We start from the raw sequence: 13626 nt of genomic DNA on the forward strand, positions 1-13626 counted from the left end.
CATTAATATGTACACTCCTTCAAAGTGCTCTCGCAAATCCACTCGATCGCGCGCGTTATAGGTAACGAAGTGATTACAATGAGCTATGGCATACATTGAGATTCACCCGGAAAACCCACAAGTTAGGTTCGTTAATCAGGCGGTTGAACTACTGAAAGATGGGGGAGTTATCGCGCTCCCAACCGACTCTGGTTACGCCGTTGCAACAACAATGGGTAACAAGGACGGGTTGGACAGGATTCGCCAGATCCGCCACCTTGATGAGAAGCACAATTTCTCCCTCCTGTGCCATAACTTTTCGCAACTTGGCCACATCGTCATTGTGGACAACAAGGCGTTTCGAACTATTAAGGCGTTAACTCCGGGCCCCTACACGTTCATTTTGCGCGGCACCAAGGAAGTGCCCCGTCAGACGTTGAATAAGAAAAAGCAGACCGTGGGTGTGCGCATTCCCGACCACAAGATCACGCAGTCCATAGTCGAGGCTCTGGGTGAGCCCATGCTTTGTTCCACGCTGATTATGCCGGGCGAGGACGAGGCGCTTTGGGATCCAGCGGCGGTGAATGATCGCGTTGGCCATCTCGTTGACATGGTTCTTGGTGGCCCGGTTGGCAACGCTGGAGCAACAACTGTTATTGATTTCACCAGCGGCAGTCCCGAGGTTGTTCGCCAGGGCGCAGGATCAACAGATCTGTTCGACTAATCAATCATGGAGGAGGGCGCGGATAGCGCCCTCCTTTTGTCTGCGCAAAATCGGTAGGCGGGCAGGGGATACAACTTCGCGCTGGCAATGTTGAACAACTAGGGTTGGGGTTATGGACATTTTTGAGGCGGCGAATATGGATCCGATTGGGATCCCAAAGGCCGGTGAGGCCGCTCCGCTGGCGGTGCGAATGAGGCCAAGCTCGATTGAGGAAGTACTCGGTCAAGACCACCTATTGAAGGAGGGGTCTCCGTTACGTCGCCTCCTTGCGCCCGCGGATTCCTCGCGCGCCGTGTCCTCTTTGATCCTTTGGGGTCCGCCGGGGGTGGGGAAGACGACGCTGGCGTATTTGATTGCTCGCCTGTCGGGACGTCATTTTGAGGAAATCTCGGCGGTAAATGCCGGCGTTAAAGAAGTGCGGGCTGTAATCGCATCGGCTAAGCGACGCTTGGGCGCAACCGGCGTGGAAACCGTTTTGTTTATTGACGAGGTCCATCGTTTCTCTCGCTCCCAGCAAGACGCCCTGCTCCCCGCTGTTGAAAATCGCTGGGTTACCCTAGTGGCTGCAACCACGGAAAACCCGTCATTTTCAGTTGTCAGCCCACTGCTTTCTCGTTCGATTCTGCTTACCCTAGAGCCGTTGCAAGATAACGATATAGAAGCCCTTGTGCGCCGGGCATTGAGCGATGCGCGCGGTCTGGACGGGCGCGTGGGAATAGATGAGGAGGCGCTCGAACTACTGGTGCGCCTAGCCGGCGCTGATGCTCGCCGCTCGCTTACGATATTGGAGGCCGCGGCTGCGAACGCTATTGACAGTGACAGCCGAGCGATTGAGCTCGATCACGTATCGCGTGCCGCTGACGCCGCCCTCGTACGCTACGGGGAGGATGAGCATTACGACGTGGCGTCCGCGTTCATCAAATCCATGCGTGGATCTGACGTCGACGCCGCCGTTCATTACCTGGCGCGCATGCTTGAGGCGGGGGAGGATCCACGATTTATTGCCCGGCGGATCATGATTTGCGCATCTGAGGATGTTGGTATGGCTGATCCAACAGCGCTGCAAACCGCTGTTGCGGCCGCTCAGGGAGTGCAAATGATTGGCATGCCGGAGGCGCGAATACTGCTGTCGCAAGCAGTTATCGCAATCGCTACAGCGCCGAAGTCTAACGCCTCATATCTTGCTGTTGATCGCGCTATTGCTGATATTCGCGCGGGTAAGGCCGGGCCGGTGCCAAAACACCTTCGCGACGCCCACTACGCGGGTGCGAAGAAGCTTGGTCACGGAAACGGCTACGTGTACGCGCACGATGAGCCCTACTCGATCGCAGCTCAGCAATACTTGCCGGATCAACTGGAAGGCACGCAGTACTACGAGCCCACGGCCAACGGCTTTGAGGCAAGCATCACTAAACGGCTCGAGAACGTGCGTAAACGCTTAAAAATGCGTTAGACTGCGAAGGTTGCAAAAAGCAACACCCTGGGGTCTTAGCCCACGCATTGCGCAGAGGTGGCCCCGCGTAGGTGACTACGCGATTCGTTTTGAAGAAACAGGAAGGAATTCCACATGGCACAGAGCTCACGCCGCCAGGTGCGCCTATCGCGCTCCCTTGGCGTTGCACTAACCCCGAAGGCAGCACGCTACTTCGAAAAGCGCCCGTACGGCCCCGGCCAGCACGGCCGCGCCCGTCGTCGTCAAGATTCCGACTACGCGGTTCGTCTGAAGGAGAAGCAGCGTCTGCGCGCACAGTACGGTCTGCGTGAGGCACAGATGCGTCGCGCATTCGAAGAGGCCCTCCGTATGGAAGGCATCACCGGTTCGAACCTCGTGCAGCACCTCGAGCAGCGTCTCGATGCGCTCGTACTTCGTTCTGGTTTTGCTCGCACCATTGCGCAGGCCCGCCAGTTCGTGGTGCACCGCCACATCCTCGTTGATGGCAAGATCGTCGACCGTCCGTCGTTCCGCGTGAAGCCGGGTCAGACCATCCAGGTTAAGCCGAAGTCCCAGACCACCACGCCGTTTGAGATTGCGGCGCAGGGCATTCACCGCGACGTGCTCCCGGCAGTACCGGGCTACCTTGAGGTTGACCTTGAACGTCTGCGTGCAACTCTGGTTCGCCTGCCGCAACGCGAAGAGATTCCGGTAGTTTGTGAAGACCAACTGGTCGTTGAATACTACTCGCGTTAATCCTTAACTTTTCAAGTGCCCCGGTTTTGCCGGGGCACTTGCAGTACATGCGTACTAGTTAGCGGTATGCGATTCCAGTTTCCAGCCGCGCGCAAAAACTGCGTATTATTGGCATTGATTTAAACTTCGAGCCCCACAAGGATCAGAATGCAAACTTCTGAGATTGCGAAGCGTTGGCTTCAGTACTTTGAGAAGAACGACCATATTATCCGCCCGTCGGTTCCACTGGTCTCTCCCGATCCGTCGATCCTGTTCACGATCGCGGGCATGGTTCCGTTCATTCCGTACATTATTGGTACCGAGAAGGCCCCGTGGCCGCGGGCTGCATCCGTGCAAAAGTGCATTCGCACCAATGACATTGAAAACGTTGGTCGTACCACTCGTCACGGCACGTTCTTCCAAATGAATGGCAACTTCTCATTCGGCGACTACTTCAAAGAGGGAGCTATTGACTTCGCGTGGGAGCTTCTAACCGGCCGTGTTGAAGACGGCCTGTATGGCCTCGACGGCGATCGCATGTGGGTGACGATTTGGGATCAGGACGACGTGTCTTACGATCACCTAACCAAGCACATTGGGATGGACCCAAGGCATATTGTTCAGCTACCTCGTGAAGATATTTTCTGGCATACCGGTCAGCCTGGCCCGGCTGGGCCTTGCGCGGAGTTCCACTACGATCGCGGCCCCGCATTTGGCCCCGAGGCCGTTGGTGGAACTGTGGATCCGGGTGGTGATCGCTACCTGGAGGTTTGGAACCTCGTGTTTGACCAGTACTTGCGCGGCGAGGGCACGGGGTCTGACTTCCCACTCCTTGGGGAGCTGGACGAGAAGGCTATTGATACCGGTGCCGGTTTGGAACGCCTCGCGTTTGTGCTTCAAGACAAGCCAAATATGTTCGAGATAGACCAGGTGCGCCCGGTCATTACCGCGGCGGAGGAGATGTCCGGCTACAAGTATGACACCGGCGATAATCCGGAACACGACGTGCACATGCGCATCGTCGCGGACCACGTGCGTTCGGCAATGATGCTCATCAACGATGGTGTTATTCCTGGCAATGATGGCCGTGGGTACGTGCTTCGCCGAATCATGCGCCGCGCAATTCGCTCTATGCGTCTGCTGGGTGTGGACGAGGCGACTATGCCAACTCTCATGCCGGTTTCTCGTGACGTTATGAAGAGCTCGTATCCAGAGCTAGAGACAAACTGGAGCCGCATCGCTGACGTTGCTTACAGCGAGGAAGAGTCGTTCAGGCGCACGCTGTCTTCGGGGACCACGATCCTAGACACCGCGGTGGATAAGGCTAAGAAGGGCGCCTCGAAGCTTTCTGGCGAGGACGCATTCCGTCTGCACGACACCTACGGCTTCCCGATCGACCTCACGCTTGAGATGGCTCGTGAACAGGGTGTCGATGTTGATGAGGCGCGTTTCCACGAGCTAATGGAGGAGCAGAAAACCCGTGCCCGTGCCGATGCACTGGCGAAGAAGAGCGGGCACGTGGATTCGCGTATTTACCACGACATTCAGCACAACCTCGGTGGCAACTCCCGTTTTGTGGGGTACACGGACTCCAAGATCGAGTCGAAGATCGCGGGCATCGTTGTGGACGGCAATGGCCTTCCGGCTGCGTCAGCTCCCGCCGACGTTGAGATCGTTTTGGATACCACTCCGTTCTATGCCGAGAAGGGTGGTCAGCTGGCTGACCACGGCACGATTCGTACGGCCTCTGGCGCTCTGATTGACGTACACGACGTGCAGGAGCCAGTGAAGGGGCTTGCAGTGCACCGCGGTCGACTGCTGGAGGGAACGGTCGCGCTTGACGAAGTTGCGATCGCGGAGATTGACGATGCGCGTCGTCTTGCGATTGCTCGGGCACACACTGCAACGCACATGGTGCACAAGGGCTTGCACGAGTTCCTCGGCGAACAGGCCACGCAGGCAGGTTCTGAGAACTCTCCTTCGCGGATGAGGTTTGACTTCCACCACCCGTCGCAGGTTCCCAGCGACGTTATGGATGGCATTGAGGAACGCGTCAACCAGCGTCTAGCTGAAGACCTAACCGTTACCGACTCCATCATGTCGCTAGATGAGGCTCGCGGCCTCGGTGCTATGGCATTGTTTGGCGAGAAGTACGGCAATGAAGTGCGCGTGGTCAACATTGGTGACGGCTGGTCCCTGGAGCTGTGTGCGGGTACGCACGTGCCCAGCACTGGCCACATTGGTCGTATCGCGGTGCTCGGAGAATCATCCATCGGCTCAGGCGTGCGCCGTATCGACGCGCTCGTAGGCGATGGGGCGTATGGTTTCCAAGCCAAGGAGCACGCGATCGTCTCGCAACTGTCAGCGATGATGGGAGCAAACGCAGATGAGCTACCTGGCCGCATCGAATCGCTTATGAAGAGGCTGAAGGAGGCCGAGAAGATCGCTGCGAAGCTCGGTGAACAGCAGCTTCTGGCTCGCGCGAGCGAAATCGCGGGCCGCGTCCACGAGCTCGGTTCGGTTCAGGCAGTGATTGAGGATCTGGGTGAGCTTCCATCCACAGACGCCTTGCGTTCTCTCGTAACTGACATTCGTGCTCGCCTTGGTGAGTCCAAGCCAGCTGTGGTTGCGGGTATCGGCGTGGTGAATGGCCGGCCCCAGGTGGTTGTTGCAACTAATGATTCGGCGAGGACTTTGGGAGTCAAGGCTGGCAACCTCGTGCGCATTGGTGCGAAGGCTCTCAAGGGCGGCGGCGGAGGCCGCGACGATCTGGCTCAGGGAGGTGGCCAAGATCCGGAGGCAACTGGGCTTGCCAAGGAAGCCATCGAGTCAGAACTGCGTTAACTTTGGTGAAACGACCTGGCCCGAGGATGGGCATCGACTACGGCTCCGTTCGAATCGGAGTCGCAGTCACCGATCCTGCGGGTCAGATCGTTTTCCCAAAAACTAATGTGCACGTAGATAAGTACGGTGGGCACATCATCGAGCTGATTGAGATAGCTGAAGAGCTCAATCCGATTGAAATTGTTATTGGATACCCCAAGCATCTCAAAGGAAAGTCTGGAGCGTCGGCAAAAGCCGCCCGCACACTAGCTCACGAGCTAAAGGCAGATCTGGACCGCCCTCGCATTTGTCTTTTTGACGAGCGGCTAACAACAAACTTGGCTCACGCTGACCTCGCAGCGCAAGGAATTGAAAATCGGCTGCGAGGTGACAAGGTAGATCAGCTCGCAGCGGCTATTATTTTAGAAACGTCCATAGACTTTGAGGAAAATACGGGAAGGCTTCCCGGAGAGACCGTAAGTCGCGGAAAGTTCTAGGAGAATCAAGGCAGTGAGTGACCAATTTCCCCACCCGCACGGCGATGGTGAACCCCAAGAGTTCCCGAATCGTCGTGACATTCTTCGAGAACGTCAGTTGCGGGCAGCAGAAGAAGCGCGTAAAGAAGAACGCCGGCGGGCTCGTGAAAAGCGCCGTCAAGCCGAAGAGGGCGGTCCTTCCCCGCAGTCGCAAAATGTGCCCGGGCCAAGATCCACAAGGGGAGTGCAGAGCATTCACGAGGAGCATCTGCTACACGATCCGCTAACCACGGGCACAAGATCCCGTCGCGTTGCTGCTGAACGTGCTCGCGTTTTGAAGCGTAGGCGTAACGCCAAGATCCGCACCGCGCTGGTTATTACCGCTGTGCTCGCTATTATCGCGCTGTGTGTTTACATTGCCTTGGGTGCAATCTCGAGTTCTCGTTCTCAGACCGGTGCATTGGACTATCCGGGTCCTGGCAGTGGTGAGGTTGAAGTGGTTGTGAACCCGGGTGATTCGGGCGACGCTATCGGCGCAAACCTTGTGAAGCTAGGAGTTGTAAAGTCTGAGGACGCTTTCTTGCAGGCGTGGGTGGACAATGCGGCCGCAAACTCTTTGCAGCCCGGTACCTATACGCTCAAGAAGGAAATGCGCGCAGTGGATGCGTTGGCTGCACTACTCGACCCGTCTAATAGATCTTCAAATGCAGTCACTGTTCCTCCAGGTTTTACCAAGGCGCAGGTTGTGGAACGGCTCTCAAGTTTCGGTAACTTCAGTGCGGACGAGGTCGAAGCCGCGATGTCGGACGCGGCGGGCATAGGCTTGCCAGCGGAGGCCAACGGTGACGCGGAAGGTTGGCTAGCGCCCGGTAGCTACGAGGTGCACAGTGATGATACGCCGCAGGATGTAATCGCCGAGATGGTTACAGCGATGAAGGCGAAACTCGATGGTTTAGGCGTGCCGGAGGATCAGCGTCAAGAGCTCCTCATTAAAGCTTCTATCCTTGAGCGCGAGGTTAACATCGAGCAGTATTACCCGATGGTTGCACGCGTCATCGAGAATCGTCTAACGCAGCCCCAGGCAGAGACTGTGGGTTATCTGAACATGGATTCAACGGTGCTCTACGGCGTGGGCAAGGTGGGCGGTGTTCCCACTGCCAATGAAGTTGCCGATGAGTCGAACCCGTATAACACGTACAAACACAAGGGATTGCCTCCAAGTCCGATCTCCAGCCCATCAGACTTGGCCCTCGAATCGATGCTGAATCCCGCAGATGGTGACTGGCTGTACTTTGTAACAGTCAATTTGGATACGGGTGAGACGAAGTTCGCCGCAACTCTTGAAGAGCAGGAGAAGAACCGGGCCCTCTTTGACCAGTGGTGCACGGACAATCCGGGGAAGTGCTAACGTGCGGGCTTTTGTGATTGGGCAGCCGATCGAGCATAGCTTGTCTCCTGTCCTCCATCGTGCAGCATACGAAGCACTCGAACTGCCCTGGACGTTCGAGCGGCGCGAAGTTGGATCTGATGATCTACCTGCCTTTCTGGATTCGATTGGCGAGGACGTTGCTGGCTTGGCGGTTACGATGCCGCTGAAACAAGCGGTGATGAGACATCTGGACGCTATTGAACCTCTTGCTGCGGCCGTTGGAGCGGTGAACACAGTGGTACCCGCAGCTCGCGTACTGTCGGGTTTTAACACCGACGTGTATGGGATTGTGCAGGCGATTTCGCGGGCTAAACAGACAGAAAAGGGCACGAGAGCAGTGATACTGGGTGCCCGCGCCACAGCTTCGTCGACATTAGCCGCACTGGGACAACTAGGGGCGAGCCAAATCCAGACGATTGCTCGTTCGTTTAGCGGGCCGGGATCGATAAGCTTGGCTGAAACCCGGTTGGGCGTATCTACGCAGCACATTCCGTGGCGCGATAGCGAGCGTGCACAGGCCGCACTATCGGCAGCAGACATCGTGGTATCGACCCTACCGGCCAGTGTCGGTGACCATTGGGCTAAGCAGTTCCGGCCTAAGCCAGGTAGCGTCCTCCTTGATGTCGCCTACAATCCCTGGCCTTCCAAACTCGCGCAAGCGGGCGAGGCAGGGGGCGCGGTGGTGGTCTCCGGCTACTCGATGTTGCTTTACCAGGCATGCCAGCAGGTTGAGCTAATGACTGGACGCGGCGCGCCTGTGGAAGAAATGCGTAGTGCGCTTCAAGAAGCGACTAAGCTATCTAACCTATGACAACGCAAATTATTACCTGGGTTCTCGCTGCCGTCATGGGCGTGGCGGTTGTAGTGTGGGCGGCATTCAGCGGCCCTACCTATCTCGACTCGTATTTCCATAAAGCTGATAAGCGTGCGCTTACGCGCACCGAACTGGCGCTCTACTCGGCTGTTCCTCAGGTTGTTGTCGCACTGTTTGGCACAAAGGACCCGTTCTTGATGACTACCGTTCCGTTAGCGGGGCTCTTTAGCCTTATAGCGGTGGTTGACGGCAGGACGAAGAAGATACCGAACGTGCTGAGCTTCCTCACAATGATTTCATTGGTTGTTGGCGGCGTAGTTGGTATTCTTATTAGATTTTTCGCGTTGCATGAAACCACTTCGATTGTGGGCATAGTGGCGGGCGCACTGATTTGGCTGGGACCATTTTGGATGCTTTACGCGTTCGGAGGCGGGATTGGCCGCGCGGATGTGAAACTGGCTCCAATTATCGGTGCCTGGCTGGGCTTGTACGGCGCTGGCGTTGCGTTTGGAGGACTCCTCACTGCGGTTATTGTTGGCGGCGTCTACGCTTTTGCGCTGTTGCTGATTCGCAAGGTCTCGTGGAGTACAACGGTGCCGTTCGGACCAGCACTGGTCGCTGGAGGTCTGATCGCTTGGTTTGTTACGGGTGGCGCTGTCTCACCCTGGTAGTTTTAACCGCCGGTATTTTCGCCGGTGTGTAACACTGGAACCATGATCAGGTGGATGAGTGCGGGCGAATCGCATGGCGAAGCCCTGGTGGGCATTATTGATGGCGTACCCAAGGGCGTTGAACTAAGCACCCAAAAGCTGGCTGACGAGCTCGCGCGCAGGCGCGCGGGGCATGGTCGCGGCGCTAGGCAGAAGTTCGAACAGGATCGCGTGCGCATTCTTGGGGGAGTGCGCCATGGCCTCACCATCGGATCACCCGTAGCTATCGAAATCGCGAACTCGGAATGGCCCAAATGGCAGGTTGTGATGAGCTCAGACCCGGTTGATCCGAAGGATCTTCTTATCGACGCGGGCACTGGCGACGAACGCGAGGTGGCTCGCAATCGTCCGCTTACTAGGCCGCGTCCGGGACATGCGGATCTAGCGGGCATGATGAAGTTTGACCACGAGGATGCGCGCCCAGTGTTAGAGCGAGCTTCAGCGCGCGAGAGCGCAACGCGAGTCGCACTCGGCTTGGTGGCGCGCCAGTTTTTGCATCAGGTGGCGGGCATTGAGATCGTCTCGCACGTGGTGGCGGTAGGGTCGGAAACAGCGGATATTCCCGCTCCGCGCCCAAAAGACGCAGATCGTTTGGATGCCAGCCCGGTAAGAACCTTGGATGAAGATGCGCAGGCACGGTTCATCGCCGCGATAGACCATGCGAAGAAGAGCGGAGACACAATCGGGGGAGTTACCGAGGTAGCCGCCTACGGCGTGCCGGTGGGGCTGGGAAGCTACACGCAGTGGGATGAGCGACTCGACGCCGCCCTTGCTGGCGCTCTTATGTCTATCCAATCGGCGAAGTCAGTGGAGATTGGCCGCGATCAGGTGGGACGGCCCGGCTCGATGGCTCACGACGAAATTGTTGTAGAAGGCGATCCCCGCCGGCTTTCTAACCGGGCCGGTGGCATCGAGGGCGGCATGTCCAATGGCGAGCCGATCCTAGCTCGCGTGGGTTTCAAACCGATATCCACTGTGCCGCGCGCGCGTTCTACGATTGACCTGACCACTGGCCAGCAGGCTCCGGCTCTGCACCAGCGTTCTGATGCGAGCCAGATTGTTCCGGCCGCAGTGATCTGCGAGTCCATGATGGCTCTAACGCTCGCAAACGAGATCCTAAAAATGTTCGGTACCGGCTATGTTGATCGTATTCGCGCCGCGATTGAGGCCTACAACGGTAGGGTTAGCGAGCGTCTGCACCCATGAGCATAGTTTTGGTTGGTCTTCCCGGAAGTGGAAAATCTCGGCTGGGAAGGATCGCGGCAAAGCATTTGGGTCTGCCCTTTGTTGACTTGGATGAGGCGGTCGAAGCCGCGAGCGGTCGTTCAATCCCAGACCTCTTTCGCGAGGGCGAGGACGTATTCCGCGCCTTAGAAACACACGCGTTGAAGGGCGCGCTGGCGGGGCCTGAAGCTCTTATTGCGACGGGTGGGGGAATCGTGGAGCGCGCAGAGAATCGCGCCCTCTTGAAGAACCGGCCGGTTGTGTTTCTCGATATTGATCTAGATGAGGCGATTGCACGTGCAAGCAGGAGTGAATCGCGCCCACTGTTACAAGGCGATGTGAAGCAAAGAATGCGGGCGCTATCTAGTCGGCGACGTCCGCTTTATGAGCAGGTGGCCTCCACGTCGGTGAAGCTTGGACAAGCGTCGAAAGAAGAAAATGCGCGGATCTTGTTGCGCGCTATTGACGAGTTGGTGAAGTAATGCGAGTGGTTGAAGTTCTTGGGGAACACAAATATCCCGTAGTCGTTGGCTCCGGCGTCATTAACCAGGTGGCTGGCAGTCTTGATCGCGATTATGCGCGGGCGCTTATTATCCATCCGGCGGCAGTTCGCCAGATCGCGCGCGAGGTCGGCGCACAACTGGAACAGGCCGGCATTGCAACCTCGTATTTTGTGCATGCAGATGGCGAGTCCGGCAAGACGGTTGAGCAGCTGTCTGCCGCCTGGGAGGCTGCAGGAGATTGCCACATCGGTAGGCGCGACCTCATCGTTGGGGTTGGTGGCGGCGCTACCACTGATTTAGCGGGATTCGTTGCGGCCACTTGGTTACGGGGTGTTTCAGTGCTCCAGGTGCCCACCTCCCTCCTCGCTATGGTTGATGCTGCGGTAGGTGGCAAAACGGGAATCAATACGCGGCATGGGAAAAACCTAGCGGGCGCGTTCCACTCGCCGATTGCGGTTATCGCTGATACCGATTGTCTGGCAACGCTGCCCGAAGCGGAGTTTCGTGCAGGCTTAGGCGAAATCATCAAGTGTGGGTTCATTCGCGATGAGACTATCCTTGATCTGGCATCCGAGCCGATCACAAAGACGTCCGCCCAAGTTGTTGACCTGGTGGAGAAGGCGGTGCGGGTTAAAGCCGACGTGGTCGGAGTCGATCTGAAGGAATCAGGCGAGCGGGAGATCTTGAACTACGGTCACACGCTTGCGCACGTGATTGAAAAGGTTTCTGGCTACCAGATTCGACACGGCGAGGCAGTATCGATCGGCATTGTGTTTGCCGCCCACGTGGCGGTGCAGCTGGGACTTGCGGATGAGGATTGGCTAGGCAAGCAACGCCGGTTACTGGCCACGCAGGGGCTTCCCACGAGTTGGCACTGCGACAGTATGCACACGATTTTGGATGTGATGAGCTCGGATAAGAAGGTGCGTTCGGGACAGGTGCGCATGGTGCTTACTACGCAAAGTGGTCATACGCTGGTTCAGGTAGTTGAGCCTGCAACGCTACATGCGGCCGCACTGAAAATGGGAGTTGTTGATGACTAGCACGATTATTCTGATTGGCGTTTCGGGTGCAGGTAAAAGCGATATCGCCCGGGCCATCGCTGCCAAATCGGGTCTTGTGCTCCATAATTTTGAGGAGTCGTTTGAAAGCTTGATGGGAGAGGACGACTCGCAGTTCTTGGTTCGCCGTGGTGAAGCACAGTACGAGGAGGCGGCTTTGCGGGTGGCGATGGATCTGCTGGATCGCGAGGGCGTCATAACCTTGGCTCCGGGAGTGGTGCGTACGCAGAAGGTGGCGGAGAAGCTGCGTGTGCTTCGCGCAGGGGGAGCGCTTGTAGTTGAGGTATTCGCTGATATCTCTACGTTGATGCGCCGGACGGGGCTGAACGCTCCACGATCTGTCGCGCTGGGACCAACACGCAAGATTTTTACTGAGATGGTGGCCGCTTACCGCGCTGATTTCGAGGGGCTCGCTGATCTAGTGATTGATACCTCACTGTCTAAACCAGAGCACGTGGCCGCGCGGGTACTCGCATTTGACGCCTAAAACGGGTTATCCTAGATCGGAACTAAAACTAGACGTAAGGAACAGTTGTGGCAACGACTAATGACTTGAAGAACGGAATGGTTCTTAAGATCGACAACCAGCTATGGTCGGTTGTCGAATTTCAGCATGTGAAGCCGGGCAAGGGCCCCGCGTTTGTGCGCACGAAGATTAAGAACGTTCTATCTGGCAAGATCGTTGACAAGACGTTCAATGCTGGCGTGAAGGTTGATACCGCTACGGTAGATCGCCGCGACATGACGTACCTGTACCAGGACGGCGACGACTACGTGTTTATGGATGCTGCGACTTACGATCAGATTCTTGTAACCGGCGAGGTTGTTGGCGACGCTAAGAACTACATGATTGAGAACCAGCCGGCCATCGTGTCGATGTATGAGGGCGAGGTTCTTTCGGTTGAGCTTCCTCCGAACGTGGTACTGGAGATTACTTACACCGAGCCGGGTGTTCAAGGCGATCGTTCGAACGCCGGCACGAAGCCGGCAACGGTTGAAACGGGTTACGAGGTGCAGGTGCCGCTGTTCATCGATCAGGGTACTCGCATCAAGATTGATACCCGTACCGGCGAGTACGCGGGGCGCGTCAACGACTAATGTCTCGTAGGATCACGTCACGTACGCGCGCTCGTAAGCGCGCAGTGGACACAATTTTTGAAGCCGACCAAAAGGGTGAGCTAACGCCGGAGGGCCTGCGCCAGATTCTTTCTGAACGCCTGCAGGTAACGGCGGCGCAAACGCCACTTCCGGAGTATGCTATTGAGGTCGTTGAGGGTGTAGCTGATCGCCTGTACGAGCTTGATGAACTTTTGGTTCTGCACACCACTACGCGTGACTTTGATCGTTTGCCTTCCACGGATCGTGCGATCCTGCGGGTGGGCGCATGGGAGATCGTGTGGAATGAAGATGTGCCTCCGATTACGGCGATTGATGAGGCCGTAACGCTGGCAAAGGACATTTCTACGGACGAATCTCCAGCTGTGGTTAACGCAATCTTGGACGCCGTGTTGAAAGACGCGGCCAGGGTTCGCGAGACAGATGATGCTCTTGCGGCGGCTTTGGCGCCACGTGAGGACATCGACCTGGAAGACTTTGGCCCGGGGGAAGAACCCGCTGCCAATGCGCTCGACGAAGCGAGTGAACAACTAAATAATCCGTAAGAATGATGCTCGGGCCGGTAGCGGTTCGGGCATTATTTTTATAGTTCATCCTTTA

At 57.0% G+C, this 13626-nt stretch carries 14 protein-coding genes; all 14 read left to right on the forward strand.

Going from position 1 to position 13626, the window contains the following annotated elements; all coding sequences use genetic code 11:
* The first annotated feature begins 85 nt into the window (after positions 1–85).
* The 14 genes from BQ7114_RS02270 (at position 86) to nusB (ending at position 13571) form a co-directional block, all read left to right on the forward strand.
* Positions 86–703, forward strand: coding sequence for an L-threonylcarbamoyladenylate synthase (locus BQ7114_RS02270; protein WP_072341411.1), 618 nt, complete (start codon positions 86–88; stop codon positions 701–703).
* A 112-nt stretch (positions 704–815) separates the two neighbouring features.
* Positions 816–2156 (forward strand): replication-associated recombination protein A, encoded by a 1341-nt coding sequence (locus BQ7114_RS02275; protein WP_072341414.1) that lies wholly within the window; start codon positions 816–818, stop codon positions 2154–2156.
* Between the two features lie 114 nt (positions 2157–2270).
* Positions 2271–2891, forward strand: coding sequence for a 30S ribosomal protein S4 (gene rpsD, locus BQ7114_RS02280; RefSeq protein ID WP_072341416.1), 621 nt, complete (start codon positions 2271–2273; stop codon positions 2889–2891).
* Positions 2892–3038: 147 nt separating this feature from the next.
* Positions 3039–5714 (forward strand): alanine--tRNA ligase, encoded by a 2676-nt coding sequence (alaS, locus tag BQ7114_RS02285; protein ID WP_072341418.1) that lies wholly within the window; start codon positions 3039–3041, stop codon positions 5712–5714.
* A gap of 5 nt (positions 5715–5719) precedes the next feature.
* Positions 5720–6190, forward strand: a complete 471-nt coding sequence (gene ruvX / locus BQ7114_RS02290) for a Holliday junction resolvase RuvX (RefSeq protein ID WP_230205947.1) — start codon at positions 5720–5722, stop codon at positions 6188–6190.
* Positions 6191–6203: 13 nt separating this feature from the next.
* Entirely contained in the window at positions 6204–7577 is a 1374-nt protein-coding gene (mltG, locus tag BQ7114_RS02295; protein ID WP_083431703.1) for an endolytic transglycosylase MltG, read from the forward strand.
* Between the two features lies 1 nt (position 7578).
* A complete protein-coding gene (locus BQ7114_RS02300) occupies positions 7579–8409 on the forward strand; it encodes a shikimate dehydrogenase (protein ID WP_072341424.1) in 831 nt (276 codons plus the stop codon).
* Entirely contained in the window at positions 8406–9083 is a 678-nt protein-coding gene (locus tag BQ7114_RS02305) for a prepilin peptidase (RefSeq protein WP_072341428.1), read from the forward strand. The genes BQ7114_RS02300 and BQ7114_RS02305 overlap by 4 nt, the downstream gene beginning before the upstream one ends.
* 42 nt (positions 9084–9125) lie before the next feature.
* Positions 9126–10328: a chorismate synthase gene (gene aroC, locus BQ7114_RS02310; protein WP_072341431.1), complete on the forward strand. Its 1203-nt coding sequence runs from the start codon at positions 9126–9128 to the stop codon at positions 10326–10328.
* On the forward strand, positions 10325–10828 hold the full coding sequence (locus BQ7114_RS02315) for a shikimate kinase (RefSeq protein ID WP_072341435.1): 504 nt from the start codon (positions 10325–10327) through the stop codon (positions 10826–10828). Before aroC ends, BQ7114_RS02315 begins: the two co-directional genes overlap by 4 nt.
* Positions 10828–11892: a 3-dehydroquinate synthase gene (aroB, locus tag BQ7114_RS02320; RefSeq protein ID WP_072341438.1), complete on the forward strand. Its 1065-nt coding sequence runs from the start codon at positions 10828–10830 to the stop codon at positions 11890–11892. Before BQ7114_RS02315 ends, aroB begins: the two co-directional genes overlap by 1 nt.
* A complete protein-coding gene (locus tag BQ7114_RS02325) occupies positions 11885–12397 on the forward strand; it encodes a shikimate kinase (RefSeq protein WP_072341441.1) in 513 nt (170 codons plus the stop codon). Before aroB ends, BQ7114_RS02325 begins: the two co-directional genes overlap by 8 nt.
* A 47-nt stretch (positions 12398–12444) precedes the next feature.
* Positions 12445–13008 (forward strand): elongation factor P, encoded by a 564-nt coding sequence (gene efp / locus BQ7114_RS02330; protein WP_072341444.1) that lies wholly within the window; start codon positions 12445–12447, stop codon positions 13006–13008.
* The gene (nusB, locus tag BQ7114_RS02335; protein ID WP_072341447.1) at positions 13008–13571 is read left to right on the forward strand and encodes a transcription antitermination factor NusB; all 564 of its coding nucleotides are present in this window, start codon (positions 13008–13010) and stop codon (positions 13569–13571) included. The genes efp and nusB overlap by 1 nt, the downstream gene beginning before the upstream one ends.
* The last annotated feature ends 55 nt before the right edge of the window (positions 13572–13626 follow it).

Source organism: Actinomyces urinae (assembly GCF_900119695.1).
GTDB classification, from domain to species: domain Bacteria; phylum Actinomycetota; class Actinomycetes; order Actinomycetales; family Actinomycetaceae; genus Gleimia; species Gleimia urinae.

Bases quoted from the DNA above. Each gene is read 5' to 3' on its own strand.
- BQ7114_RS02270 (WP_072341411.1), top strand. From the start codon at position 86: ATGGCATACATTGAGATTCACCCGGAAAACCCACAAGTTAGGTTCGTT.
- aroC (WP_072341431.1), top strand. From the start codon at position 9,126: ATGATCAGGTGGATGAGTGCGGGCGAATCGCATGGCGAAGCCCTGGTG.
- BQ7114_RS02315 (WP_072341435.1), top strand. From the start codon at position 10,325: ATGAGCATAGTTTTGGTTGGTCTTCCCGGAAGTGGAAAATCTCGGCTG.
- BQ7114_RS02275 (WP_072341414.1), top strand. From the start codon at position 816: ATGGACATTTTTGAGGCGGCGAATATGGATCCGATTGGGATCCCAAAG.
- nusB (WP_072341447.1), top strand. From the start codon at position 13,008: ATGTCTCGTAGGATCACGTCACGTACGCGCGCTCGTAAGCGCGCAGTG.
- rpsD (WP_072341416.1), top strand. From the start codon at position 2,271: ATGGCACAGAGCTCACGCCGCCAGGTGCGCCTATCGCGCTCCCTTGGC.
- BQ7114_RS02325 (WP_072341441.1), top strand. From the start codon at position 11,885: ATGACTAGCACGATTATTCTGATTGGCGTTTCGGGTGCAGGTAAAAGC.
- alaS (WP_072341418.1), top strand. From the start codon at position 3,039: ATGCAAACTTCTGAGATTGCGAAGCGTTGGCTTCAGTACTTTGAGAAG.
- aroB (WP_072341438.1), top strand. From the start codon at position 10,828: ATGCGAGTGGTTGAAGTTCTTGGGGAACACAAATATCCCGTAGTCGTT.
- BQ7114_RS02305 (WP_072341428.1), top strand. From the start codon at position 8,406: ATGACAACGCAAATTATTACCTGGGTTCTCGCTGCCGTCATGGGCGTG.